Source organism: Streptomyces sp. NPDC052016 (genome assembly GCF_044548445.1).
In the GTDB taxonomy this organism is placed as follows: Bacteria; Actinomycetota; Actinomycetes; order Streptomycetales; family Streptomycetaceae; genus Streptomyces.
On the sequence record NZ_JBIUBX010000019.1, the window covers coordinates 170,264 to 194,726 of the forward strand.

A 24,463-nucleotide genomic window follows, 5' to 3' on the forward strand; every position below is an offset into this window, starting at 1 on the left:
GATGAGGAGGTCCGCGGTGGACGACGGCGCGCGGTGCGGCGAGTGGGGCAGCGTTCCCGGGCTGGTCCGATGGGCGGCCGAGCGGTACGCGGACGTGGAGGCGGTGGTGGAGGGCCGCACCCGGATCACGTACGGCGAACTGGGCGCGCGGGTCGAGCGGTCGGCGGCGGCCTGTCTGGCGAGCGGGGTGGAGCCGGGCGACCGGGTCGCGATCTGGGCGCCGAACTCCCTGGACTGGATGGTCGCGGCGCTGGGAGCGGTGTCGGCGGGCGCGGTGCTGGTGCCGTTGAACACGCGCTTCAAGGGCGCGGAGGCCGCGGACGTGCTCGGCCGCAGCGGCGCCCGGCTGCTGTTCGTGACGGGCACGTTCCTGGGGACGTCGTACGTGGCCTCGCTGCGGCGGGCGGCCGGCCGGGGGCCGGGGGAGGGGCCGTTGGGCGGGCTGCCCGCGCTGGAGACGGCGGTGGTGCTGTCGGAGGACGCGCCGGTGGGCTTCCGCACGTGGAAGGACTTCCTGGCGGGCGGGGACGCGGTGGGCGCGGCGCGGGTGCGGGCGAGGGCGGACGCGGTGGACGGCGGCCGGCCCTCGGACATCGTCTTCACCTCGGGCACCACGGGCCGCCCGAAGGGGGCGGTGATCACCCACGCCCAGACCCTGCGGGCGTACGAGATCTGGTCCGAGCTGGCCGGTCTGCGCCGGGGCGACCGCTACCTGATCGTGAACCCCTTCTTCCACACCTTCGGCTACAAGGCGGGCGTCATCGCCTGCCTGATGCGGGGCGCGACGATGATCCCCCAGCCGGTGTTCAACGTGACCACGGTCCTGGCGAACGTGGCGTCGGAGCGGGTCTCGGTCCTCCCGGGACCGCCCACCCTCCACCAGTCGCTGCTGGACCACCCGGCCCGGGACACCTACGACCTCTCGGCGCTGCGACTCGTGGTGACGGGCGCGGCGGTGGTGCCGCTGCGGCTGGTGGAGCGGCTGCGGGACGAGCTGGGCGTGTCGACCGTGCTGACGGCGTACGGCCTGTCGGAGGCGAGCGGCATCGTCACGATGTGCCGCCGCGGTGACGAGCCCTCGGTGATCGCGTCGACCTCGGGCCGGGCGATCCCCGGGACGGAGGTGAGGGTGGTGTCCGGCGCGGGCGCCGTGCTCGGCCCCGGCGTCCCCGGCGAGGTCCTGGTCCGCGGCTTCAACGTCATGCGCGGCTACTACCAGGACGAGGCGGCGACGGCGGAGGTGCTGGGCGCGGACGGCTGGCTGCGCACGGGGGACGTCGGCGTGCTCGACGAGGCGGGCAACCTCCGCATCACCGACCGCGTCAAGGACATGTTCATCGTCGGCGGCTTCAACGCCTATCCCGCGGAGATAGAACAGCTCCTGGGGCTCCACCCGGACGTCGCCGACGTCGCGGTGATCGGCGTCCCGGACGCCCGGCTGGGCGAGGTCGGCAAGGCCTACGTGGTGCGGCGGGCGGGATCCGTGGTGACCGCGGACGACCTCATCGCCTGGTCGCGCAGGGAGATGGCGAACTACAAGGTGCCGCGGGCGGTGGAGTTCGTGCGTGAGCTGCCGCGGAACGCGAGCGGGAAGGTGGTGAAGGGGGAGCTGCGGGGTGGGCCCGCGCGGGGGGCCGTGTCCCGGTGAAGGCGGTGGTGCGGAACCGGTGAGGCCGGCGGACCCCGGACGCACCTCGGCCGCGGCGGCTCCCCTCCGCGCCGCCGCGGCCGATCCCCGTTCGGTCGAGGCTTACTTGCCGTCCAGGTCCAGGGCGGGCGGGGCCGGCATGTGGTTGTCCAGCGCGATGATGTTCTCCCCGGCCGGCTCGCTCGGCATGTGGTTGTCGAGCGTGGTGATCGTCTCGTCCTTCGCCGGCGCGGTGGGCGCGGTGTTCTCCTGCGGCGTGCTCACCGCGTCCTTCTTCGTCTCGCTCATGGGTGTTCCTCTGCTGTTGGGTGGTGAGTGAGGAACGCCCGTCCGGAAGCTCCCCCGCGGGCCGCCGGACGGGCGTTCGGAGCCGCACCCTAATCGACCGGCTCCTGGCCGGACCGTCTGCCCCCCGACGCGACGGTCTGGCAGGTATGAGCATGCCGGGCCGGGATAAACAAACGCTGAACGCCCCTCAGGGACCGGCGTGCGGCCCACTCTCAAGCCGGGGCCGACGTGAGCAGTGCCCGCACGTCGTCGACCTCCGCGGCCCCGTTCTGCTCGAGGAGGTTGAGCGCTTCGCGCCAGCACGCCCTGGCCCGTTCCACCTGCCCCAGCACGGACAGGGCCCGGCCCAGAAGCGTGAGGATGTTGCCGCGCATCCGGTCACCGCCGATGCTGCCCAGGGCGAGGGCCTGTTCGGCGTGCCGAGCCGCGTGGGCGGGGCGCTCGGCGGCCATGTGCACCTCGGCGATGCGGAAGTTCGTCGCGCCCTCCCACAGCCGCTGCCGGTGGTCGCCGAAGATGGCCAGGGCGTCGGCGAACTGACGGAGCGCCTCGTCGTGGCGTCCTGCCTTGGTCAGGGCGACCCCCACCGCGAAGTGCCCGTTGGCCAGGCGCATGGTGCGGCCCATCTCCACGTACAGCGCGAGTCCGTGCTGGGCGATGTCGACCGCCGCGGTGATGTTGCCCGCGCCCAGTTGGGCGCGGGACAGATTGGACAGGGCGGATGCCTCCCCCGGCTTGTTGCCCGCCGCGCGGAATCCGTTTATGGCCTGGTCGAAGAAGAGCTGGCCCTCCGCGTACCGGTGCTGGTGCAGGCAGATGAGCCCGCGGTTGTTGGCCACCCAGCTCACAGCGGTGGAGTCCCGCACCGATCCGGCGAGTTCCATGGCCAGCCGGGCCTCCTGCTCCGCCTGCTGGATCCGCCCCGAGACCAGGAGGACGTCGGTGAGCACCGTCCGGGCCCTGCCCTCGGCGCGTGCGTCGCCCGCGGACCGGGTCGCCTCGCACATCGCCCTGGCCGTGGTCTCGTACTGGTGCGAGTTGGCGCCCGATTCGGTCAGGTCCTTCGCCGCCCACAGCAGATCGACCGCCCGCCGCAGACGGTCGGTGCCGGCCGACTGCCGGACGCACGCCAGCAAGGGGGCGGCCTCCGTGTACAGCCAGTCCAGTGCCGCCGAGCCCTCGGTGAAGCGCAGTCCGGGGTGCTCCGTCGGCTCCAGCGCGTCCACCAGCCGGTCGCCGGGCCGCTCCGACGCGTAGACCGCCGCCGCCGTGGCCAGATAGAAGTCCAGCAGCCGCGACATCGCGGCCCCCCGCTCGCTCGGCGGCCACTCGTCCCTCTCCGCGCAGGCACGCGCGTAGAGCCGCACCAGGTCGTGGAACCGGTACCGGCCGGGCGCCGCCGACTCCAGCAGCGACGTGTCCACCAGGGACTCCAGCAGGTCCTCGGTCTCGTCCGTGCCCAGGTTCAGCAGCGCCGCTGCCGCCGCCAGGGAGATGTCCGGACCGTCCGCCAGGCCCAGCAGGCGGAAGGCGCGCGCCTGCGCCGGTTCCAGGGCGCCGTAACCCAGCTCGAAGGTCGCCTTCACCGCCAGGTCGCCCGCCTGGAGCTCGTCCAGCCGCCTGCGTTCGTCCGCGAGCTTCGCCGCCAGCACGGAGACGGTCCACGTCCGGCGCGCCGCCAGCCGCGACGCCGCGATCCGGATCGCCAGCGGCAGGAAGCCGCACGCCGCCACCACGTCCAGGGCCGCCTCGCGCTCGCTGGACACCCTCTCCTCGCCCACGATCTTCGTGAACAGCGCCAGCGCCTCGTCCGGCGACATCACGTCCAGGTCGACCAGGTGCGCCCCCGCCAGGTCCACCATCCGCACCCGGGACGTCACCAGCGCCGCGCAGCCCTCCGCGCCGGGCAGCAACGGCCTCACCTGCGCCGCGTCCTTGGCGTTGTCCAGCAGGACCAGCACCCGCCGCCCGTCCAGCACCGACCGGTACAGCGCCGCCCGTTCCACCAGCGAGTCCGGGATCGCCGAGTCCGCCGTCCCCAGCGCCCGCAGGAACGCGCCCAGCACCGTCTCCGGCTCCGCCGCCCGCTGCCCCGCGCCCTGCAGGTCGACGTACAACTGGCCGTCCGGGAACGCCGAGCGCGCCTGGTGGGCCACGTGCACCGCCAGCGTCGTCTTGCCCACACCGCCGATGCCGGCCAGCGCCGAGACGGCCATCACCCGGCCCTCGGCCCCCGACGCCAGTACCTCGCTCAGTTCCTGCACGAACGAAGCCCGGCCGGTGAAGTCGGGAACGGTCGCGGGCAGTTGCGCCGGACGCACCCGCACCACCGGCGGCTCCGCGGCCGACGTCGACGGCTCCGTCACGGCGGGGTCCGCCCGCAGGATGCCCTCATGGAGGTCCTGCAGGCTCCGGCCCGGGTCCACCCCGAGCTCCTCCGCCAGAAGCTGCCGCGCGTCCGCGTACACCGCCAGCGCCTCCGCCTGCCGGCCGCTGCGGTACAGCGCCAGCATCAGCAGCTCGCGGAAGCGTTCGCGCAGCGGGTGCGCGGCGGTGAGCGCGGTCAGTTCGGAGACCGCCTCCGTGTGGCAGCCCAGCTCCAGGTCCAGGTCCAGCCGGGCCTCCAGCAGGCCCAGCCGCCACTCCTCCAGGCGCACCCGTTGCGCCTCCGCGTACGGGCCCGGCACCCCGGCCAGCGCCTCCCCGTCCCACAGCGCCAGCGTGCGGTTCAGCACCTCCCGCGCGGGGGCCAGGTTCCCGGCGGCCCGCGCCTTCTCCGCCCGCGCCGCCCACTCCTGGGCCACCGCCAGGTCCAGGGCGCCGTCCCCCAGCCCGCGCACCGCGTACCCGCCCGACTCGGTCACCAGGACGCCGGGGTCCAGCACCTTCCGCAGCCGGGAGGCGTACGTCCGCACCGCCGCCAGCGCCTGGGACGGCGGCTCCTCGCCCCACAGCGCGTCGATCAGCTCCGCGGCCGTCGCCGTGCGGCCCTCGCGCAGCAGCAGGGCGGCGAGCAGAGCGCGTTGCTGGGGAGATCCGGTCGCCAGCGGCTCCTCGCCGCGCCAGGCGCGCACCGGGCCGAGCACGTCGAAGCGCAACGGCGCCGGCTCCCCCGAGGAGCCGGGACGCCTCTGCTCCGGCACGCGCGGTCCACCCTCGTCCATCGGGGTCCCCCTAGGCATCATGACCAACAAGGTCAGTTTGCCCTGTCCATGCCGGAACCGTCAGCCGTGCGAGACGCCGATCACAGGGCGGCACGCGGGAGGCACACACCTCTCACACGCTCTTCGCACACATCCGCACAGAGGCCGACAGGTGAGGCACCCGAGCGCCCTGCCACGCTAGCTGACGGACCGTCAGATCGGCGCTACCGTGCCCACATGGAGACCATGGAGACCCCGGAGACCACGGACACCCGCCCCGGCACCCCGTTGCCGCGGATCATCTCCGTCGACGACCACACCGTCGAACCCCCCACCGTCTGGCAGGACCGCCTCCCGAGGAAGTACCTCGGCACCGGCCCGCGCATCGTCCGCGCCCCGCTCAAGGAGATGACCTTCCTCGGCGGCCGCTTCAAACCCGTCATGGGCACCCCGGGCGGCGACGACGGCCCGCTCGGCGACTGGTGGGTCTACGAGGACCTGCACCGCCCCCTCACCCGCCTCGACACCGCCGTCGGCTTCGACCGGGACGAGATCAAGCTGGAGGTCATCACCTACGAGCAGATGCGTCCCGGCTCCTACGACGTCCCCGCCCGCCTCGCCGACATGGACGTCAACCACGTGCAGTCCGCCGTCTGCTTCCCGACCTTCCCCCGCTTCTGCGGCCAGACCTTCACCGAGGCCGCCGACCACGACCTCGGCCTGCTCTGCGTGCGCGCCTACAACGACTGGATGGTGGAGGAGTGGTGCGGCCCCGAGGCCCGCGGCCGCCTGATCCCGCTCACCCTCATCCCCCTCTGGGACGCCGAACTGGCCGCGGCCGAGGTCCGCCGCAACGCCGCCCGGGGCGTGCGCGCCGTCGCCTTCTCGGAGATCCCCCCGCACCTGGGCCTGCCCTCCGTCCACACCGACGACTGGGACCCCTTCCTCGCCGCCTGCGACGAGACCGGCACGGTCGTCGCCATGCACATCGGCTCCAGCAGCCGGATGCCCTCCACCTCCGCCGACGCCCCGCCCGCCGTCGGCTCCACCATCACCTTCGCCAACTGCTGCTTCTCGATGGTCGACTGGCTGATGAGCGGCAAGTTCGAACGCTTCCCGAACCTCAGGGTGATGTACGCGGAGGGCCAGATCGGTTGGATCCCGTACATCCTGGAGCGCGCCGACGTCGTCTGGGAGGAGAACCGCGGCTGGGGCGGCGTCGCCGACAAGGTCACCCGCCCGCCGTCGGAGCTGTTCGCCGACCACGTCTACGGCTGCTTCTTCGACGACGCGTTCGGGCTCAGGAACCTGGACTCCATAGGCGTCGGAAACGTCCTCTACGAGACCGACTACCCCCACTCCGACTCCACCTGGCCGAAGTCCAGGGAGGTCGGCGAGGCGCAGATGGGCCACCTGGACCCCGACGTCGTCGAGCGGATCGTCCGGGGCAACGCCATCGACCTGCTGGGCCTCACGCCGGAGGGCCTGTGGCCCGGTGGGATCCGTTGACCGGCTCGCCGTACGGCGCGACCGGTGCGGCCGGCCCGGAGGGCGGGTCGGAGGGCGGCCTGGAGTACGGCATCCAGCTCCCCGTCCAGTCCCAGTCGACCCTCTACGCCGAACCCTGGGAGGCCGGCGCCGGTCCCGCCGACCTGGTCGCCGTCGCCCGCGCCGCCGACCGCGCGGGTTTCGCCTACGTCGCCTGCTGCGACCACGTCGCCATCCCGCGCCGCCTGGCCGGCGCCATGAGCACGGTCTGGTACGACCCCGTCGCCACCCTCGCCCACCTCGCCGCCGTGACCGAACGCGTCCGCCTCCTCAGTCACGTCGCCGTCGTCGGCCTGCGCCACCCCCTCCTCACCGCCAAGCAGTACGCGACCCTCGACCACCTCAGCGGCGGCCGGCTGATCCTCGGCGTCGGCGCGGGGCACGTACGCGAGGAGTTCGAGGTGCTCGGGGCGGACTTCGAGCGGCGGGGGGCCGTCCTCGACGAGACGATCGACGCGCTGCGGGCCGCACTGGGCCCGGAGGAGTTCCCGGAGCACCACGGGAAGTCCTACGACTTCGAGGGGCTCGGGCAGCGGCCCCGGCCCGCCCAGCCCCGCGTCCCCCTCTGGGTCGGCGGGTCCTCGCCCGCCGCCGTGCGCAGGGCCGCCCTCAAGGGCGACGGCTGGCTGCCCCAGGGCGACCCGAGGGACCGGCTGCCCGCGCAGATCGAGCGGATCAGACGCATCCGCGACGCGGGCGCCACCTCCTCCGGCGTCCCCTTCACCATCGGCGCCCTCACCGAGCCCCTCTACGTCGGCGCCCCCGCCTGGGACGTCGGCCCCCGCACCCTCACCGGTCCCGGGGAGGCCCTCGCCGCCTCCCTCCGGGCCTACCGCGCCATGGGCGTCGACCAGATCCAGGTCCGCTTCCGCTGCCGTGACCGCGCGGAGCTCACGGACCAGATCGAGGCGTTCGGCGCCGAGACAGCCCCCCACCTGTGAGGAGACCCCATGGGCAAGCTGGACGGACGTGTCGTGCTCGTCACCGGCGGTGCGCGCGGGCAGGGCGAGCGGGAGGCGCGGCTGTTCGCCGAGGAGGGCGCGCGGGTCGTCGTCGCCGACGTCCTCGACGAGCAGGGACGGGCCCTCGCCGAGGAGATCGGCGCGCTCTACGTCCACCTCGACGTCGGCGAGGAGGACGGCTGGCAGCAGGCCGTCGAGGCGGCCCAGGACGCCTACGGCCGCCTCGACGGCCTGGTCAACAACGCCGGCATCCTGCGCTTCAACGCCCTCACCGACACGCCCCTCGACGAGTTCATGGAGGTCGTCAGGGTCAACCAGGTCGGCTGCTTCCTCGGCGTGCGGACGGTCGCACCGGCGATGGCCGACGGCGGCACGATCGTGAACACGGCCTCGTACACCGGCCTGACCGGGATGGCGGCGGTGGGCGCGTACGCGGCGACCAAGCACGCCATCCTCGGGCTCACCCGGGTCGCCGCCCTGGAGCTCGCGCCGCGCGGCATCCGGGTCAACGCCATGTGTCCCGGCGCCATCGACACCGCGATGTCCAACCCCGCCGCACTGGACCCGGCGGCGGACGCCGAGGAGACCGCGAAGGCCCTGGACGGGCTGTACCGCAAGCTCGTGCCGCTGGGCCGGATCGGCCGCCCGGAGGAGGTGGCCCGACTTGCGCTGTTCCTCACCTCCGACGACTCCTCCTACATCACCGGGCAGCCGTTCGTGATCGACGGGGGATGGCTGGCGGGGGTCAGCGTCATCTGACGGGTAGTCAGCTATTGACGGTCCACGCGGCCGGTGCCACAGTCGGCGGGAACCGATCTGACGACTCGTCAGAAACAATTGGGGACGGTGAACCTCCTTGGAATTCGGGCTCTTTGTACAGGGATACGTGGGCAAGCGCGCCGAGACCGACCCGCTGGCCGAGCACAAGGCGCTGATGGAGGAGACCGAGTACGTCATCCAGGCGGACCGCTCCGGCTTCAAGTACGCCTGGGCCTCCGAGCACCACTTCCTGGAGGAGTACTCCCACCTCTCCGCCAACGACGTCTTCCTCGGCTACCTGGCGCACGCCACCGAGCGCATCCACCTCGGCTCCGGCATCTTCAACCCGCTCGCCCAGGTCAACCACCCCGTCAAGGTCGCCGAGAAGGTCGCCATGCTCGACCACCTCACCGGCAACCGCTTCGAGTTCGGAAGCGGACGCGGCGCGGGCTCCCACGAGATCCTCGGCTTCCTCCCCGGCATCACCGACATGAACCACACCAAGGAGATCTGGGAGGAGACCGTCGCGGAGTTCCCCAAGATGTGGCTCCAGGACGAGTACGAGGGCTTCCAGGGCAAGCACTGGCAGCTCCCGCCGCGCAAGGTCCTGCCGAAGCCGTACGGGAAGTCCCACCCCGCGATGTGGTACGCGGCCGGGTCGCCGCCCTCGTACGCGATGGCCGCGCGCAAGGGGCTCGGGGTGCTGGGCTTCAGCATCCAGAAGGTGTCCGACATGGAGTGGGTGCTGGAGCAGTACAAGACGGCGATCGTGAACGCCGAGCCGATCGGGGACTTCGTCAACGACAACGTGATGGTGACGACGACCGCGATCTGCGCGCCGACCCACGACGAGGCGATACGGATCGCCGTGAACGGCGGGCTGCACTACCTGCCGTCCCTGGTCTTCCGCTACCACGACACCTTCCCGCGCCCCGAGGGCTTCCCGGTCTGGCCGGAGACGCTGCCGGAGTACACCGCAGAGTTCGTCGAACTCCTCATCGAGGAGGAGCTGCTGATCTGCGGCGACCCGGACGAGGTGCTGCGGCAGTGCAAGCGGTGGGAGCAGGCGGGCGCCGACCAGCTGTCCTTCGGACTGCCGGTCGGCGTCCCCAAGGAGGAGACGTTGCAGACGATCCGGCTGATCGGGGAGCACGTCATTCCCAAGATCGACACGGATCCCGTGCATCGGACGTCCCGTTTCCGCCAGAGCGCGTGATCACCGTAGGGGTGCGGGTCGTCCGGCGACCGCGGGCCGTGGGTGGCCGGTCGCGCCCACGCGGCGGTAGCCGCACATCGCTACAGCCCCGCGCCCCTTCAGGGCGTCGACCGCCACGGAGTTGAGGAGGAAGCCCCCATGCTCGATCACGTCATCCGAGGCGCGACCGTCGTCGACGGCACGGGAGCGCCGGCCCGCACGGCGGATGTCGGCATACGGGACGGCCGTATAGCCGCGATCGGCTCGGTCACCGAGGAGTCCCGTACGTCCGAGGACGCGGCCGGCCTCGTCCTCGCCCCCGGGTTCGTCGACCCGCACACGCACTACGACGCCCAGCTCTTCTGGGACCCGTACGCCACCCCGTCCCTCAACCACGGGGTGACCACCGTCGCCGCCGGAAACTGCGGCTTCACCCTCGCGCCCCTGAACCCCGCCCGCCCCGAGGACGCCGACTACACCCGCCGCATGATGTCCAAGGTGGAGGGCATGTCCCTGGTCGCCCTGGAGGAGGGAGCGCCCTGGAGCTGGCACTCCTTCGGGGAGTACCTGGACGCCCTGGAGGGCCGGATCGCCGTCAACGCGGGCTTCATGGTGGGGCACTGCGCGCTGCGGCGGTACGTGATGGGCCCGGAGGCGGTGGGCGGTCAGCCGAGCGCGGAGCAGCTCGCGCGGATCGTGCGGCTGCTGCACGAGGCCATGGACGCGGGGGCGTGGGGCTTCTCCACCACCCAGTCGTCCACGCACTCCGACGGCGACGGGCGGCCGGTCGCCTCCCGGCACGCCCGGCCGGAGGAACTGCTCGCGCTGTCCCGGGCCGTCGGCGAGCACGAGGGCACCCAGATCGAGGCGATCGTCGCGGGCTGCCTGGACCGGTTCAGCGACGCCGAGATCGACCTGCTCGCGGAGATGAGCGCGACGGCCGGCCGCCCCCTGAACTGGAACGTCCTCACCGTCGACGCGGCCGTCCCGCAGCGGGTGCCGAGGCAGCTCTCGGCGAGCGAGCAGGCGCGGAAGGCGGGCGGCAGGGTCGTCGCCCTGACCATGCCGATCCTCACGCCGATGAACATGTCCCTGGGCACGTTCTGCGCCCTCAACCTGATCCCGGGCTGGGGCGAGATCCTCGGCCTGCCCGTCCCCGAGCGGATCGGCCGCCTGCGTGACGCGGACGTCCGGGCCGAGATGCTCCGGCGCGCCGACTCCGAGGAGGCGGGCGTCTTCCGGCGCCTGACGAACTTCGGACGGTACGTCATCGGCGACACCTACAGCGCGGCCAACGAGGGCCTCACCGGCCGGGTCGTACGGGACATCGCCGCCGAACGCGGCCTGGACCCCTTCGCCTGCCTGGTCGAGATCTGCGCGCACGACGACCTGCGTACGGTCCTGTGGCCCATGCCGACCGACAACGACCCCGCCTCCTGGGCGCTGCGCGCGGAGACCTGGCAGCACGAGGACGTCCTCCTCGGCGGTTCCGACGCGGGCGCGCACCTGGACCGCATGTGCGGAGCCCCGTACACCACCCGTTTCCTCGGCGACTGCCTGCGCGGCCGGAAGCTCGTCGGGCTGGAACGGGCGGTGCGGATGCTGACGGACGACCCGGCCCGGCTCTTCGGCCTGCGCGAACGCGGGCGGATCCAGGAGGGCTTCCACGCGGACCTCGTCCTGTTCGACCCGGAGCGGATCGACGCGGGCAAGGCCACCCTGGTGCACGACCTGCCGGGTGACGGTCCGCGGCTGGACTCGAAGGCGATCGGGGTGCGCGCCGTCTGGGTCAACGGGGTGGCGACGATCCGGGACGACGTGGTGACGGGCGCGGTGCCGGGACGGGTGCTGCGGTCGGGGCGGGACACCAGGACGGTGAGCACGACGTGAGCCCGCACGCGCCCGACGCGCAGAGGTTGTTCATCGGCGGCGCGTGGGTCGAGCCGGACGGCGGCCACTACGAGGTGACCGATCCGGCGACCGAGGAGACCGTCGGCCGCGCGCCCGAGGCCTCGCGGGACCAGGTGCGCGCGGCCTGCGCCGCGGCCCGCGAGGCCTTCGGTCCCTGGTCGCGTACGGCTCCGGAGGAGCGGGCGGCGGTCCTCGGCCGGGCCGCGGACATCATCCGCGGACACCTGGAGCCGTACGCCGCGCTCGCCCGGGCGGAGACCGGCGCGACCACGGCGACGGCGCGCGCGATGCAGGTCGGGGTGGGCGCGGCCCGCTTCCGCAGGTACGCGCGCGTGGAGCCGACCGAGTGGGCGATCCCGCCGCAGATCAACGAGGCGGGGCCGATGGGGAAGGCGGGCGTCATGGGTGCGCTGGCCGTACGCCAGCCCGTCGGCGTCGTCACCTGCGTCACCTCGTACAACAACCCCTGGGCCAATCCGGCCGGCAAGATCGCCCCCGCCCTCGCCATGGGCAACACGGTGGTGGTGAAACCGGCCCCGCAGGACCCCCTCTCCGTCTACCGGATGGCGGAGGCGCTGGAGGCGGCGGGCGTGCCGCGTGGCGTGGTCAACGTCGTCTCCGGCCGGTCCGTCGAGGTCGGCGAGGCGGCCGTGGACTCCCCGGACGTGGACATGGTGAGCTTCACGGGCTCGACGGCGGTCGGGCAGCGGATCGCCGAGGTGTGCGGGCGCGGGATGAAACGCCAGTTGATGGAGCTGGGCGGCAAGGGCGCGGCCGTCGTCCTCGACGACGCCGACCTCGCTTCGGCCGTGGCCGGCATCGGCACGACCTTCTCCTTCTACAGCGGCCAGATCTGCACGGCGCCGACCCGGGTGCTGGCGCAGCGGCGCGTGTACGAGCGGCTGGTCGACCACTTAGCGGCCTACGCCCGTCGGCTGAAGGTGGGGGACCCGAGGGAGCCGGACACGGTGGTGGGGCCGCTGATCTCCGCCGCCCACCGGGACCGGGTGGAGTCGTACGTCGAACTCGGCCGCAAGGAGGGCGCGGTGGTGGTGACGGGCGGCGAACGCCCGCCGCTGGAGCGCGGCTTCTACACCTCCCCGGCGCTGCTCGCCGACTGCACCAACGACATGCGCGTCGCGCGGGAGGAGATCTTCGGCCCCGTGGTCGTCGTCATCCCCTTCGACGAGGAGGACGAGGGCGTGGCCCTCGCCAACGACTCCGACTACGGCCTGATCGACTACGTCTGGTCCGGCGACGTGGCGAGGGCCTTCCGCGTGGCCCGCCGCCTGCGCGCCGGCGGCGTCGGCGTCAACACCGTCGGCCGCAACATGGAGGCCCCTTTTGGCGGGTTCAGAAGGAGCGGGGTGGGACGCGACGTGGGGTCGTACGCGCTGCACGCCTACAGCGAGGTGCAGGCGATCGTCTGGCCGGGGTGAACGCCCTCGGCCCGGCCACGGGACCCGCCGGGGCGCTCAGTCCGTCAGGTCCACCCGCACCGTGAGCAGGTTCGTCCCCAGCGCCCGTACCGCCGTGCTGTTGAAGCGGGGAAGGGCGCGCAGCCGGGCGACGGGGTCGTCGTCGGGGAGGAGGTGGGCCGTTCCGGTGTGCCAGCGGCCGCGTATCCGTACCCGTACCCGCGGGTCGGCCTTGATGTTGCGGACGTACTGCGACCGCTCCCCGAACTCCGACACGAGCCAGAACGAGTCGCCGACGCGCCGGCCGCCGACCGGTGTCCGCCGGGGCAGGCCGGAGACGCGGCCGGTGGTCTCCAGGACCGTCTGGAAAGGGAGGCGGCGCAGCACGGGGTTGCCGACGCGCCGCTGGAAGGCGGTCGCGGCACGGAAACGGATGTCGTCGAGACGGGGCATGATCCGTTGTGCCTTCCGGATGGTGGGCGGACAAGGACGCGCGCCTCCACCTTGTCACCCGGTCGCCCGTAGGGGAGGACGCCCCCGGTGCTGGAGTGGCCCTCCGGCCATGCGCCGGGCAGGATGTATCGGGCTGAAAGGTGCATATCACCGCCGGGAAGGGACCCCATGCCATGAGCGCCGACGCGTCGGAGGCGAAGAGACCACCGCGACGAGCCACCGCCCGCGCCCGGGCCGCCACCGCGTTCGCCGGACTGGCCCTGGCCGCCGCGGGCACGGCGTCCCTCGTCTCGTGCGGCACGGGCGACGACGACGGCGGTGAGTCCGGGAGGACCCCGGGCCCGACGGCCGCCGACACCGCCTCCTTCACCGGCACGCCGCCCTCCGCCCTCGCCTCGCTCAAGGAGTCCGCCCGCGCGGTCGCGTCGGCCGCGGCCTCGTCGGCATCCGCCAGGGCCTCGGAGTTCGAGGCCTCGGTGTCGGCGGAGGTCGCACGGGCCAACGCGGCCGCCCAGAGGGAGCTCGAGGACGTCGAGGGCCGCGGCAACGCGACCGCCGACGTGTCGCTCACCGGGAAGCCGAGGTCGGAGACGGGCGGCCTGCTGGCCGTCGTCGTGAACATCACCAACCGCACGGACGGCGCCGCGTCCTACGCCGTCCAAGTCGACTTCCGCGACGCCGACGGCAAGGTCAGGGAGACCCGCTACGTCGGCGCCGAGGACCTCGCGCCGGGCGAGAGGGCACACCCCCTCGCCATCAGCCGCAAGCCCCCCGAGCCACCGCTGATCGCCGAGGTCGCCAAGGCGCAGCGGTACTGAGGCGCCCGGCGGACGGCACGGGCCCCGCTGCCAGCGGGGCGGGACACTCGGTCCTGGCGGCCTGCGTCCTGGCGGCCTCGGCCCGTGGCCGGCGCCGGTCTCGCGCACGCGGGTCGGCTCCGCCCTGTTCCGCATCGGTTCTCCGGAGCCCGGCGACGCGGCCGGCCGTCGCGGAGGCCGTCGTCGGCGGACGGCGCGGACGGCCGTCCCGGCGGGGAACGATCCGTGCTACACCTTCACACCGGCCGGCTCGAACCGTTGCTTCAATGGTGGGCGGCACGTGGAGGGAGCGGGTGGCTGCGGATGCGGATCGTGACCTGGAACCTGTGGTGGCGCTTCGGTCCGTGGCGGGACCGGCAGAAGGCGATCCTGTCGGTCCTGCGGGACCTGCACCCCGACGTCGTCGGCCTGCAGGAGGTGTGGGCGGCGGCCGGGGAGAACCAGGCCGAGTGGCTCGCCGGCGAACTGGGCCTGCACTGGACCTGGGCCCCGTCCCCCGCCCCCGAGCGCTGGCGGCACCGTATCGGCGACCCGTCCGTGGACATAGGCAACGCCGTGCTGAGCCGCTGGCCGGTCACCGAGCAGGAGACGCTGGAACTGCCCGCGCCGCCCGACCTGTCCGACGGCCGCACGGCCCTCTACGCCCGTCTCGCCGCCCCCGCCCACGACATCCCGTTCTTCACCACCCACCTCACCTCGGCCCTGCACGCCTCGGCGGTGCGCAGCCGCCAGGTCACCGCACTGGCCGAGTTCGTCGCCCGCCACCGCGGAGACGGACCCTTCTCGCCGATCGTCACCGGCGACTTCAACGCCTGGCCCGACTCCGACGAGATCCGCCTGTTCGGCGGCTACAGGACGGCTCCACCCGTTCCCCGCCAGGTGTTCCTCGACGCCTGGGAGTACGCCGACCCCACGGCCCCCTGGGCCACCTGGGACGCGGCCAACCCCTACGTGGCGCGGGGCGGCCTGCCGAGTGCCCGCATCGACTACGTCCACGTCGGGACGGGGGGACCGGCCCGCGTACGGGCGGTGCGGCGGGCCGGCGACGGGCCGGTGGAGGGGGTGTGGCCCTCGGACCACGCCGCGGTGGTGGTGGACCTGGAGGCCGGCCCCACCGCCTGAGACGCCGGGCCCACCGCCCGGAAACGCCTGCCGCGCGCGGGCGTTGGGATCCTGTGAGGCCTGTACGGAGAGGTGTGATCCGCCGACGGCCGTGCGCCTGCCGCTGGCCATCCTGGCGGCCGTCGTCCGCGCGGGCGGCCGTCGTCCGCGCGGGCGGCCTCGCCTACGCGGCGACACTGCCCGAGCCGCTGCCCCGCCCCGACGCGGCCACCAGGGTCCGCGACTGGCTGACGGCGGCGACGGAACTCGCGGGCGGACCCGACGTCGAGGAGACCGCAGCGCGCTGGCTGTGCGCGGTCGCGACGATCATCGAGGTGCGTCAGCTGAACAGGTCGAGGGCGTGAGGCCCGCAACGGCCTGAAGGAGAGCGGCGAAGGCGGTGGGGGTGGCCGTGAGGGTCGCCCGGGCGGGGTCGGCGGATTCCGTCAGTCGTATGAGCGCGGGGGTGCTGGATATGTGGACGCAGGCCTCTCCTTCTTGGCAGTAGGACGACTTCTGCCAGGTGCCAGTGGGCATGTCGGGCTCCTTCACAGGTTCTGGGCGATGGAGTGGATCAGGTCTCGCGACTTCTCAGGGCTGAGGGCGGTGGCTTCGACGACGTCCAGGAGGCGCCGGTACTTCTCCAGGTGGGCCTCGGCGTCCAGCAGCTCGGGGCCGTGGAACTGGTCCAGCTGAACGGTGTCCAACTCCGGTACGGGGCCGCAAAGGTAGTTGATGGACTGGCCGGACCCCGGGAACGCCCCCACGTCGAAAGGGAGCACCCGCAGGATGATGTGATCCCGTTCGCTCATGTCCACCAGGTGCTGGAGCTGCTCGCGGGCCACCCGTGGGCCGCCGACCCGCATGTGCAGGGCTGCCTCGTGGATGACGGTGCTGTACGGGTTCGCGTTCGCCCGGAACACGACGTCCTGGCGCTTGATGCGGTGCGATACGCGGTGCTCGACCTCCGGGGGAGTGGGCGTCGGGATCGCGTGGCGGAAGATCTCCCGGGCGTGTGCGGCGGTTTGCAGCATGCCGGGGATGTGCGCGGTGAAGGCGGTACGGATGGCCGTGGAGTGGTGCTCCAGCTCGGCGAGGGTGAGCAGCCCTGACGGCAGCACCTCGCGGTACGCGTCCCACCATTGGCCGCGCACCTTCTCGGCGGCCATGTCGGCCAGGGCGTCGACGTAGTTCTGGTTGGTGCACGAGTAGACGTTGGCCATCGCCCTGACGCGCTCAGGGCTCACCCCGAACCGTGCCGACTCGACGTTGCTGAGTTGACCGGAGCTCGTGCCGAGCAGTTTCGCGGCCTCCGTCGAGGTCAGCCCGGCCCGCTCGCGGAGTTTGCGCAGCTCCGTCGCCAGCCGGACGCGGCGGGCCGTTGGCGCGGGCCTTTGCGTCATGAGACCTCCTTCTAGCGGGGGCTGGGGGCGCACGTCACCCACACGAGGGAGAAAGTGCCCAGATTCTTCGGAATCCCGCAAAGATGCTTTGCGTAACCCCTACCTTCTTCCTCAGGCGCCCCGCCTGGAAGCGCACCGTGGGACGCCACGGCAGAGACACCAGGCACCCGTCCAACTCCCCTCAGCGACCGGAGACTTCCGATGGCCACCGTATCCCCGTGCTGGAACTACACCCTGCACCTTCCGCGTGATCCCCGCGCACCGGGTGTCGCGAGAGGTGCCCTCCGTCTGATCCTGGCCGCCCACGAACTGGGCGAACTGACCCCTACCGCCGAGCTCTTGGCCGCGGAACTGCTGACCAACTCCCACAGCCACACCACCGGCCCGTACGCCCTCCGCGTCCTGTCCCCCCGGCCCGGCCGCCTCCGCGTGGCGGTCTGGGACACGGACCCCCGGGTCCCGCCCGGTTTCACGGACAGCACCGCCGCCCCGCCTCCGCTCGACGCCGAGGACGGCCGGGGCCTGCACCTCGTCCGGGCGTGCGCGGACGAGGTGGGGGTGTCGGTCCTCCGCCACCTGGGCGCGTCGAGAGGCGGAAAGCTGCTGTGGGCGGACTGCGGGGGAGGGGTGACGCGGTGAGCATGCGATGTTCCTTCCGGCCGGGCGCCGCCATACTGGGAACCGGAGCCGTGCCCGTTCAGGAACCGCATGGATGCCGACCAGTCGGTATGGACACCTGTCCCGTCCCCCGGTACAGATGAGGACGTCAGCCGCGACGAGAGGCCCCCGTACCGAAAGGCCCGCCATGCGCATCGCCGTCACCATCTTCCTCACCGACGAGACGATCACCCCCACCCGCCTCGCCCGTGAGCTGGAGCAGCGCGGGTTCGCGGGGCTCTACCTGCCCGAGCACACGCACATCCCGGTCGAGCGGACCACCCCGTACCCCGCCGGCGGCGACCTGCCCCGCGAGTACGGCCGCACCCTCGACCCCTTCGTCGCCCTCGGCCAGGCGGCGGCGGTGACGCGGACGCTGGGCCTGGGCACCGGCATCACCCTCGTCGCCCAGCACGACCCGATCGACCTGGCCAAGCAGATCGCGACCGTCGACCATCTCTCCGGCGGCCGGCTCACGCTCGGCCTGGGCTACGGCTGGAACGTCGAGGAGGCCGCCGACCACGGAGTCGAGTGGCGTACCCGGCGGGAACTGGTCCGGGACCGGATGGCGCTGATGCGCGCGCTGTGGTCGGAGAAGCCCACCGCCCACGAGGGCCCCTTCGGTTCCGTCCGGGCCAGCGAGGCCCACCCCAAGCCCGTACAGAAGCCGCGCGGCCCGGTCGTCGGCCCGCGCACCCTGATCGGCGGGGCGGCGGGCCCGAAGCTCTTCGCCCACATCAGCGAGTACGCCGACGGCTGGCTGCCCATCGGCGGGCGCGGACTGTCCGAGTCCCTGCCCGTGCTGCGGGCCGCCTGGGCCGACGCCGGCCGCGATCCGTCGGCCCTCCAGGTCGTCCCCTACGCCGTCCACCCGAGCCCGGGCAAGCTCGCCCACTACGCCGAACTCGGCATCGAGGAGGTCGTGGTGCAACTGCCTCCGGCGGGGGAGGCGGAGGTGCTGCGGGCGCTGGACGGATACGCGCCGTACCTCTAGGGCCCGCCGGACGGTACGCGCCGTACCTCTGAGGGCCGCCCCCGGCAGGATCCACCGGACCACCACAAGGCCTCTACGGGGACCCTCTACCGGGCCGCCGACGGCCCGAAGACGGGCGGCTCCAGGTCGTCCCCGGCGGGTTCGTCGTCGCCCTGCCGCCATGCGGGGTCCACGGCGCAGGGCGTGGAGGCGCCGCCGGTGAAGTAGTCGCGGTCCGCGTACCAGTGGAAGGACATCCGCTCGTCCCCGTCCGAGCGCGAGACGAACAGGGACCAGCCCCCGGAGGCGTCCTTGCGGTACGACGAGATGTCCCAGCCGGTGTCCCTCAGGTGCTCGTGCAGCCGGCGCAGGCCGGGGACCGCCTGCTCGGCGGTGACGTCGTCGAGCGCCCAGCCGTGACTCACGCGGTAGGCGCCGTCGACGGTCTCGTCGGTCAGGCCGCCCCGGTAGCAGTGGTCCGAGTGGAGCGTGTTCTCGGTGGACACCCCCAACTCCCGCACCCCGGGCGGGATGGTGCGGGTGAACCCCAGGACGTCGTACGCGTCCCGCGAGCGGTCGACGGCGCGGCTCGCCATCTCCTCGGGAGCCACGCGGGGGAAGTCCGACGGGTCCTTCGTCACCACGGCGATCCAGACGACCAGGGCGAGTACGAGGAGCAGCGGTACCGCGACGAGCGCCGCGCAGCCGATCCCGACGGCTTTCGCGGCGGTGTGGCGGGTCGTGACAGGGGCGGCGGTGATCTCCTGGGGCATGCGAGGACCGTAGAACGGCGGGGGCGCCCGCCGGATCGGTACGGCCGCGCACCGGCGATGGGTACGCGTACTCAGATCCCGGAACCGGCCCCCGTGCCCGGACCTGCCCCGCTGCCGGTCACGGCCCGGGCCCCGAAACGGTGATCGTATGCTCGAGGGATGACGACCTCCGCGACCTCCGGAACCGGCCCCACCGACCGCCCCGGCGGCACCGGCCCGACCGAGAACGCCATGCGTCGCGCCCTCAAACGCGCCCGGGACGGCGTCGCACTCGACGTCAGCGAGGCCGCCGTTCTGCTCCAGGCGCGCGGCGAGGCCCTCGAGGACCTCGCCGCGTCCGCCGCCCGCGTGCGCGACGCGGGTCTGGAGGCGGCCGGCCGGCCCGGCGTCATCACGTACTCGAAGAGCGTCTTCATCCCCCTCACCCGGCTGTGCCGGGACAAGTGCCACTACTGCACCTTCGTCACCGTGCCCGGCAAGCTGCGGCGCGCCGGGCACGGGATGTTCATGTCCCCGGACGAGGTCCTCGACATCGCCCGCAAGGGCGCGGCCCTCGGCTGCAAGGAAGCCCTCATCACCCTCGGCGACAAGCCGGAGGACCGCTGGCCGGAGGCGCGCGAGTGGCTCGACGCGCACGGCTACGACGACACCATCGCCTACGTCCGTGCCGTCTCCATCCGCATCCTGGAGGAGACGGGCCTGCTCCCGCATCTCAACCCGGGCGTGCTGACCTGGACCGACTTCCAGCGCCTCAAGCCCGTGGCGCCGTCGATGGGCATGATGCTGGAGACGACCGCCACCCGCCTGTGGTCCGAGCCCGGCGGCCCGCACCACGGCTCCCCGGACAAGGAGCCCGCCGTACGCCTGCGCGTCCTGGAGGACGCCGGCCGCTCCTCCGTCCCCTTCACGTCCGGGATCCTGATCGGGATCGGGGAGACGTACGAGGAGCGCGCGGAGTCCCTCTTCGCCCTCCGCAAGGTCTCCCGCGCCTACCACGGCGTCCAGGAACTGATCATCCAGAACTTCCGCGCCAAGCCGGACACCGCGATGCGCGGCATGCCCGACGCCGAGCTGGACGAACTGGTCGCCACGGTCGCGGTCGCCCGCCACATCATGGGCCCGTCCGCCTGCCTCCAGGCCCCGCCGAACCTGGTCGACAGCGAGTACGAACGCCTCATCGGCGCCGGCATCGACGACTGGGGCGGGGTCTCCCCGCTCACCATCGACCACGTCAACCCCGAACGTCCCTGGCCGCAGATCGAGGAGCTCGCGGCGAGGTCGGAGGCCGCCGGTTTCACACTGCGGGAACGTCTCTGCGTGTACCCGGAGTTCGTCACCCGCGGTGAACCCTGGCTCGACCCCCGTCTCCTCCCGCACGTCCGCGCCCTCGCCGACCCGGAGACCGGCCTGGCCCGGACCGAGGCGCTTCCCCGCGGGCTCCCGTGGCAGGAACCGGAGGAGGCGTTCGAGGCCTCCGGCCGCACCGACCTGCACCGCACCATCGACACCGACGGCCGTACGTCCGACCGCCGCGACGACTTCGACGAGGTGTACGGCGACTGGGGCGCCCTGCGCGAGGCCGCCGCCCCCGGCATGGCGCCGCAGCGCATCGACACCGACGTACGCCAGGCCCTGAACACCGCGGCCGACGACCCGACGAAACTCACCGACGACGAGGCGCTGGCCCTCCTGCACGCGGACGGCCCCGCCCTGGACGCCCTCACCCGCATCGCGGACGACGTCCGCAAGGCGGCGGTCGGCGACGACGTCACCTACATCGTCACCCGCAACATCAACTTCACCAACGTCTGTTACACGGGCTGCCGCTTCTGCGCCTTCGCCCAGCGCCGCACGGACGCCGACGCCTACACCCTCTCCCTGGAGCAGGTCGCCGACCGCGCCCAGCAGGCCTGGGACGTGGGCGCGGTGGAGGTCTGCATGCAGGGCGGCATCCACCCCGACCTGCCCGGCACGGCGTACTTCGACATCGCGAAGGCGGTCAAGGAGCGCGTCCCCGGCATGCACGTGCACGCCTTCTCCCCGATGGAGGTGGTGAACGGCGCCACCCGCACCGGCATGTCCGTCCGCGAGTGGCTGACGGCCGCGAAGGAGGCCGGCCTCGACTCCATCCCCGGCACGGCGGCGGAGATCCTCGACGACGAGGTCCGCTGGGTCCTGACGAAGGGCAAGCTGCCGACGGCCACCTGGATCGAAGTGGTCACGACCGCCCACGAGCTGGGCATCCGCTCGTCCTCGACGATGATGTACGGCCACGTCGACCAGCCCCGCCACTGGCTCGGCCACCTGCGGACCCTGTCCCGCATCCAGCAACGGACCGGCGGCTTCACGGAGTTCGTCACCCTCCCCTTCATCCACACCAACGCCCCGGTGTACCTGGCGGGCATCGCCCGCCCCGGTCCGACCACCCGCGACAACCGGGCGGTCACGGCCATGGCCCGGCTCCTGCTGCACCCGTACATCCCCAACATCCAGACGAGCTGGGTGAAGCTGGGCACCGAGGGCGCGGCCGAGATGCTCCGCTCCGGCGCGAACGACCTCGGCGGCACCCTCATGGAGGAGACCATCTCCCGCATGGCGGGCTCCTCCTACGGCTCCTACAAGTCGGTCAAGGACCTCATCGCGGTCGCCGAGGCGGCCGGCCGTCCGGCGAAGCCGCGCACGACCCTCTACCAGGAGGTCCCGGAGGAACGGCAGCGGACGGCCCGTGCCTCGGACGGCCACCTGCCGGAGCTGCTGCCGGTGCTGGACTGAGGAGCGGGGGACTGGAGCGCCACAGTTAGGATGATCCGACCCCCGGCACCGGGGGCTGGAGACTGAGGAGAGGCGTGCCCGTGGCTGCCCGACGGCTTCCCTCGTGGGCCTGGGTCACCGGTCTGACGGCCGGCGCGATCGTCGTGGTCGGCGCTCTGACGGTGAAGGCCGAGCAGGGCCCGCATCCGACGGCGTCGACGGCCAAACCCTCCGCGACGGCCGCGGCGGGGGCCGAGCCCGCCGCCTCCCCCTCCGCGACGACCCCGACGGCCGCGCCCGTGCCGGACGGATCCGGCACGGGCCGCCGTATCGTCTACTCGCTGGAACAGCGGCGGGTCTGGCTGGTCGACGCGGACGACGAGGCCCGGCGCACCTTCACCGTCTGGCCGGGCACGGTGGATCCCGATCCCGGCAGCTACACGGTGTCCCTGCGCAAGGACGCCACCACGGGGTCGGACGGCGTGCAGATCGAGCACATCATCTACTTCTCGGCGAAGTCGGGCGTCAACATCGCGTTCTCCAACGCGGTCGACGGCTCCTCCCCGCCCCCCGCGTCCGGCACGCGGACCGGCGGGATCCGCATGGCGAAGGCCGACGGGTCGGCGCTGTGGGCGTTCGGGGCGACGGGGACGAACGTACGGGTCGTCGAGTAGTCAGTCGGTGCCGCCGGGTGTCCGCCCGAACGGCAGGTACTGCACGATCAGCACGATCCCGCTGAACACGAACACCCGGGTCGCCGCGTCCAGCCCGTTCCAGTCACCGGACTGCCACATCGCGAACCACTCGCCGCCGATCGCGATGAACCCGCCGCCGAACAGCAGCATCAGCATGAGCAGCCCGTAGGTGGACACACGCCGGGCGCGGTCCTCGTCCCGCCGTATCCAGAACCACGTCCCGGCGAGGAGGACCAGCGCGGCGACGGTCTCCCAGGCGATGATCGCCACGTACGCGGCGTCCTGGAGACCCTTGCTGGTGACGGCCCGCCACATCAGGTCGTCGTCCTTGAACGTCGTGTCCATGGCGAGGACATGTCTCACGAACTGCTGGTTGGTCCCGAAGTCGGTGATGTTCCCGAAGGCGACGAGGGTCGTATAGAGGGCGACGGTGGCGGTGAGGAGGGTGGCGCTGAGGGAGAGGGCGCGTGAAGTGGGCTTCGTCATGCCGGTCATCTTCCCCGCGGGGCAGGAGCGTCCCGTGCGCATTGAGCCAGAACGAGGGCCGACGTCCCTCCCGGCCGGAACCTTCACCCCGCCCTCACCTCCCGTCTCCCCGACAGACCGCCCCCAGCCGGGTCATAGCGCCCTTCCCGCCGGGAGTCGTCCCGATCACGCCTCAACGCCACCGCGCCGCTGGATTACAGTGCGAACGTCGTACGTACGGACGGTGCCCGGGAGGACTTGGTGGGTGCGACAGCCGGCGCCGTCTGGGGCCGTACCGAACAGCAGGACTTCCGCAGCCGGGTGCGCGGCACACTGCTGGGCGCGGCCGTCGGGGACGCGCTCGGCGCGCCCGTCGACGGTCTCGGCCTCGAGGAGATCCGGCAGGTCCACGGGCCCGAGGGCCTCGTCGACCTCGCCCCCGCCCACGGCCGCCGCGGCGCCGTCACGCACCTCACCCAGCTCACCCTCTTCACCGTGGACGGCCTGATCCGCGCGCAGGTCCGCCGCGACACCGGCGCCTGGCACCCGCCGACCGACCTGCACCGGGCCTACCTGCGCTGGGCGGCGACCCAGCGGGACTGGGGGCCGGACCTGCGCCGCGAGGAGGACGGCTGGCTGGCCCGCGAGGAGTGGCTGTACGCCCGCCGGAACCCGCCCCGCGCGCTGCTGCTCGGGCTCGGCGACGCCACGATGGGCACCCTCGAGGCGCCCAAGAGTCCCGCCGAGACCGGCCCCGAGGCCACCGTCCGCTCGGCGCCCTTCGGACTGCTCGTCGGCTGGGAGCCGCAGCTCGTCGCGCAACTCGCCGTCGAGTGCGCCGCCCAGACCCACGGCCACCCCACGGCGTACCTGTCGGCGGGCGCGTACGCGGTCACCGTGCACGCGCTGGCCCGCGGCGACAGCCTCGACGGCGCGGTGCAGCGGGCGCTCGCCCTGCTCGCCGCACGGCCGGGGCACGAGCCGGTGTCGGAGGCGTTGCAGCACGCGCTGGGCGCCGTACGGCAGGGGCTGCCCGGACCGGCACGGGTGGAACAACTGGCCGGCACCGGTGCGGCGCACGCCGCGCTGTCCGCGGCCGTCTACTGCGCCCTCGTCGCGGAGGACGTCCGCCACGGCCTGCGCCTCGCGGTCAACCACGGCGCCCCCTCGGCCGCGACCGCCGCCCTGACCGGCGGCCTCCTCGGCGCCCTGCACGGCGAGACGGCCCTCCCGCCGGCCTGGCTGGCCGAGCTGGAGGGCCGTCCCACGCTCCTGGAACTGGCCGACGACTTCGCGATGGAGATGACCCAGGGACCCGCCCTGCACACCCCGGCCGGAGCGTCCCCGGCCTGGCTGGCCCGCTACCCGAGAACCGCCTAGATGATCTATTCCAAGGGGTGCCCGTAGAGACGTGAACGAGGGTGTCCAAGATCGTTGTGTGACGAACAACCTGGACACCCTCGCGACCGCACTCTACGTGAGAACCGACGACCTTCTGAAAG

22 protein-coding genes are annotated in these 24,463 nt (G+C 72.9%); 15 read left to right on the forward strand and 7 right to left on the reverse strand.

Annotated features, from left to right (window positions below):
• Position 1: 1 nt before the first annotated feature.
• On the forward strand, positions 2–1,648 hold the full coding sequence (locus tag ACIHAR_RS24220) for a FadD3 family acyl-CoA ligase (protein WP_400021727.1): 1,647 nt from the start codon (positions 2–4) through the stop codon (positions 1,646–1,648).
• Positions 1,649–1,750: 102 nt separating this feature from the next.
• On the opposite strand, the gene ACIHAR_RS24225 is transcribed toward ACIHAR_RS24220, so the two are convergent.
• Both ACIHAR_RS24225 and ACIHAR_RS24230 read right to left on the reverse strand, forming a co-directional pair.
• Positions 1,751–1,936, reverse strand: a complete 186-nt coding sequence (locus ACIHAR_RS24225) for a hypothetical protein (RefSeq protein WP_365459648.1) — start codon at positions 1,934–1,936, stop codon at positions 1,751–1,753.
• Between the two features lie 212 nt (positions 1,937–2,148).
• The gene (locus tag ACIHAR_RS24230) at positions 2,149–5,100 is read right to left on the reverse strand and encodes a BTAD domain-containing putative transcriptional regulator (protein ID WP_365459645.1); all 2,952 of its coding nucleotides are present in this window, start codon (positions 5,098–5,100) and stop codon (positions 2,149–2,151) included.
• Positions 5,101–5,316: 216 nt separating this feature from the next.
• On the opposite strand from ACIHAR_RS24230, the gene ACIHAR_RS24235 reads away from it, so the two are divergent.
• The 6 genes from ACIHAR_RS24235 to ACIHAR_RS24260 all read left to right on the forward strand — a co-directional run bounded on the left by ACIHAR_RS24235 (position 5,317) and on the right by ACIHAR_RS24260 (position 12,893).
• The gene (locus ACIHAR_RS24235; protein ID WP_365459642.1) at positions 5,317–6,588 is read left to right on the forward strand and encodes an amidohydrolase family protein; all 1,272 of its coding nucleotides are present in this window, start codon (positions 5,317–5,319) and stop codon (positions 6,586–6,588) included.
• A gap of 59 nt (positions 6,589–6,647) precedes the next feature.
• The gene (locus ACIHAR_RS24240) at positions 6,648–7,568 is read left to right on the forward strand and encodes a TIGR03619 family F420-dependent LLM class oxidoreductase (protein WP_400021764.1); all 921 of its coding nucleotides are present in this window, start codon (positions 6,648–6,650) and stop codon (positions 7,566–7,568) included.
• Between the two features lie 9 nt (positions 7,569–7,577).
• A complete protein-coding gene (locus tag ACIHAR_RS24245; RefSeq protein WP_400021730.1) occupies positions 7,578–8,348 on the forward strand; it encodes an SDR family NAD(P)-dependent oxidoreductase in 771 nt (256 codons plus the stop codon).
• Positions 8,349–8,445: 97 nt separating this feature from the next.
• Complete coding sequence (locus ACIHAR_RS24250) at positions 8,446–9,564, forward strand: LLM class flavin-dependent oxidoreductase (RefSeq protein WP_365459636.1); 1,119 nt, start codon at positions 8,446–8,448, stop codon at positions 9,562–9,564.
• A 42-nt stretch (positions 9,565–9,606) separates the two neighbouring features.
• On the forward strand, positions 9,607–11,433 hold the full coding sequence (locus ACIHAR_RS24255; protein ID WP_400021733.1) for an amidohydrolase family protein: 1,827 nt from the start codon (positions 9,607–9,609) through the stop codon (positions 11,431–11,433).
• The gene (locus ACIHAR_RS24260) at positions 11,430–12,893 is read left to right on the forward strand and encodes an aldehyde dehydrogenase family protein (RefSeq protein WP_400021735.1); all 1,464 of its coding nucleotides are present in this window, start codon (positions 11,430–11,432) and stop codon (positions 12,891–12,893) included. The genes ACIHAR_RS24255 and ACIHAR_RS24260 overlap by 4 nt, the downstream gene beginning before the upstream one ends.
• 36 nt (positions 12,894–12,929) lie before the next feature.
• Here the strand turns inward: ACIHAR_RS24260 and ACIHAR_RS24265 are convergent, their stop codons facing one another.
• Positions 12,930–13,325 (reverse strand): nitroreductase family deazaflavin-dependent oxidoreductase, encoded by a 396-nt coding sequence (locus ACIHAR_RS24265; RefSeq protein WP_388752358.1) that lies wholly within the window; start codon positions 13,323–13,325, stop codon positions 12,930–12,932.
• Between the two features lie 173 nt (positions 13,326–13,498).
• On the opposite strand from ACIHAR_RS24265, the gene ACIHAR_RS24270 reads away from it, so the two are divergent.
• From ACIHAR_RS24270 to ACIHAR_RS24280, 3 genes are all read left to right on the forward strand, one after another.
• Positions 13,499–14,143, forward strand: a complete 645-nt coding sequence (locus tag ACIHAR_RS24270) for a hypothetical protein (protein WP_365459624.1) — start codon at positions 13,499–13,501, stop codon at positions 14,141–14,143.
• Between the two features lie 303 nt (positions 14,144–14,446).
• Positions 14,447–15,265 carry an endonuclease/exonuclease/phosphatase family protein gene (locus ACIHAR_RS24275; protein ID WP_365459621.1) on the forward strand — a complete coding sequence of 273 codons (819 nt, stop codon included), beginning with the start codon at positions 14,447–14,449 and terminating at the stop codon, positions 15,263–15,265.
• A 74-nt stretch (positions 15,266–15,339) separates the two neighbouring features.
• The gene (locus ACIHAR_RS24280) at positions 15,340–15,609 is read left to right on the forward strand and encodes a hypothetical protein (protein ID WP_400021738.1); all 270 of its coding nucleotides are present in this window, start codon (positions 15,340–15,342) and stop codon (positions 15,607–15,609) included.
• Here the strand turns inward: ACIHAR_RS24280 and ACIHAR_RS24285 are convergent.
• Positions 15,572–15,781 (reverse strand): DUF397 domain-containing protein, encoded by a 210-nt coding sequence (locus ACIHAR_RS24285; protein WP_400021740.1) that lies wholly within the window; start codon positions 15,779–15,781, stop codon positions 15,572–15,574. The genes ACIHAR_RS24280 and ACIHAR_RS24285 overlap by 38 nt on opposite strands.
• 11 nt (positions 15,782–15,792) lie before the next feature.
• A complete protein-coding gene (locus ACIHAR_RS24290) occupies positions 15,793–16,647 on the reverse strand; it encodes a helix-turn-helix domain-containing protein (RefSeq protein ID WP_400021742.1) in 855 nt (284 codons plus the stop codon).
• Positions 16,648–16,848: 201 nt separating this feature from the next.
• On the opposite strand from ACIHAR_RS24290, the gene ACIHAR_RS24295 reads away from it, so the two are divergent.
• Positions 16,849–17,286, forward strand: a complete 438-nt coding sequence (locus ACIHAR_RS24295) for an ATP-binding protein (protein ID WP_365459611.1) — start codon at positions 16,849–16,851, stop codon at positions 17,284–17,286.
• Positions 17,287–17,452: 166 nt separating this feature from the next.
• On the forward strand, positions 17,453–18,298 hold the full coding sequence (locus ACIHAR_RS24300) for an LLM class F420-dependent oxidoreductase (RefSeq protein WP_365459608.1): 846 nt from the start codon (positions 17,453–17,455) through the stop codon (positions 18,296–18,298).
• A gap of 86 nt (positions 18,299–18,384) precedes the next feature.
• On the opposite strand, the gene ACIHAR_RS24305 is transcribed toward ACIHAR_RS24300, so the two are convergent.
• Positions 18,385–19,050 (reverse strand): hypothetical protein, encoded by a 666-nt coding sequence (locus ACIHAR_RS24305; protein WP_400021745.1) that lies wholly within the window; start codon positions 19,048–19,050, stop codon positions 18,385–18,387.
• Between the two features lie 159 nt (positions 19,051–19,209).
• Between ACIHAR_RS24305 and ACIHAR_RS24310 the strand changes: the two genes are divergently transcribed.
• Together ACIHAR_RS24310 and ACIHAR_RS24315 are read left to right on the forward strand one after the other, a co-directional pair.
• Complete coding sequence (locus tag ACIHAR_RS24310; RefSeq protein ID WP_365459602.1) at positions 19,210–21,822, forward strand: bifunctional FO biosynthesis protein CofGH; 2,613 nt, start codon at positions 19,210–19,212, stop codon at positions 21,820–21,822.
• 74 nt (positions 21,823–21,896) lie between these two features.
• Entirely contained in the window at positions 21,897–22,475 is a 579-nt protein-coding gene (locus ACIHAR_RS24315) for a hypothetical protein (protein WP_365459599.1), read from the forward strand.
• Here the strand turns inward: ACIHAR_RS24315 and ACIHAR_RS24320 are convergent, their stop codons facing one another.
• The gene (locus tag ACIHAR_RS24320; RefSeq protein ID WP_400021748.1) at positions 22,476–22,991 is read right to left on the reverse strand and encodes a DUF2165 domain-containing protein; all 516 of its coding nucleotides are present in this window, start codon (positions 22,989–22,991) and stop codon (positions 22,476–22,478) included.
• 231 nt (positions 22,992–23,222) lie between these two features.
• On the opposite strand from ACIHAR_RS24320, the gene ACIHAR_RS24325 reads away from it, so the two are divergent.
• Positions 23,223–24,341 carry an ADP-ribosylglycohydrolase family protein gene (locus tag ACIHAR_RS24325; protein WP_365459593.1) on the forward strand — a complete coding sequence of 373 codons (1,119 nt, stop codon included), beginning with the start codon at positions 23,223–23,225 and terminating at the stop codon, positions 24,339–24,341.
• Positions 24,342–24,463 lie beyond the last annotated feature (122 nt).

Bases quoted from the DNA above. Each gene is read 5' to 3' on its own strand.
- ACIHAR_RS24220 (WP_400021727.1), top strand. From the start codon at position 2: ATGAGGAGGTCCGCGGTGGACGACGGCGCGCGGTGCGGCGAGTGGGGC.
- ACIHAR_RS24225 (WP_365459648.1), bottom strand. From the start codon at position 1,936: ATGAGCGAGACGAAGAAGGACGCGGTGAGCACGCCGCAGGAGAACACC.
- ACIHAR_RS24230 (WP_365459645.1), bottom strand. From the start codon at position 5,100: ATGGACGAGGGTGGACCGCGCGTGCCGGAGCAGAGGCGTCCCGGCTCC.
- ACIHAR_RS24235 (WP_365459642.1), top strand. From the start codon at position 5,317: ATGGAGACCATGGAGACCCCGGAGACCACGGACACCCGCCCCGGCACC.
- ACIHAR_RS24245 (WP_400021730.1), top strand. From the start codon at position 7,578: ATGGGCAAGCTGGACGGACGTGTCGTGCTCGTCACCGGCGGTGCGCGC.
- ACIHAR_RS24265 (WP_388752358.1), bottom strand. From the start codon at position 13,325: ATGCCCCGTCTCGACGACATCCGTTTCCGTGCCGCGACCGCCTTCCAG.
- ACIHAR_RS24270 (WP_365459624.1), top strand. From the start codon at position 13,499: ATGAGCGCCGACGCGTCGGAGGCGAAGAGACCACCGCGACGAGCCACC.
- ACIHAR_RS24275 (WP_365459621.1), top strand. From the start codon at position 14,447: ATGCGGATCGTGACCTGGAACCTGTGGTGGCGCTTCGGTCCGTGGCGG.
- ACIHAR_RS24285 (WP_400021740.1), bottom strand. From the start codon at position 15,781: ATGCCCACTGGCACCTGGCAGAAGTCGTCCTACTGCCAAGAAGGAGAG.
- ACIHAR_RS24290 (WP_400021742.1), bottom strand. From the start codon at position 16,647: ATGACGCAAAGGCCCGCGCCAACGGCCCGCCGCGTCCGGCTGGCGACG.
- ACIHAR_RS24295 (WP_365459611.1), top strand. From the start codon at position 16,849: ATGGCCACCGTATCCCCGTGCTGGAACTACACCCTGCACCTTCCGCGT.
- ACIHAR_RS24300 (WP_365459608.1), top strand. From the start codon at position 17,453: ATGCGCATCGCCGTCACCATCTTCCTCACCGACGAGACGATCACCCCC.
- ACIHAR_RS24305 (WP_400021745.1), bottom strand. From the start codon at position 19,050: ATGCCCCAGGAGATCACCGCCGCCCCTGTCACGACCCGCCACACCGCC.
- ACIHAR_RS24310 (WP_365459602.1), top strand. From the start codon at position 19,210: ATGACGACCTCCGCGACCTCCGGAACCGGCCCCACCGACCGCCCCGGC.
- ACIHAR_RS24320 (WP_400021748.1), bottom strand. From the start codon at position 22,991: ATGACCGGCATGACGAAGCCCACTTCACGCGCCCTCTCCCTCAGCGCC.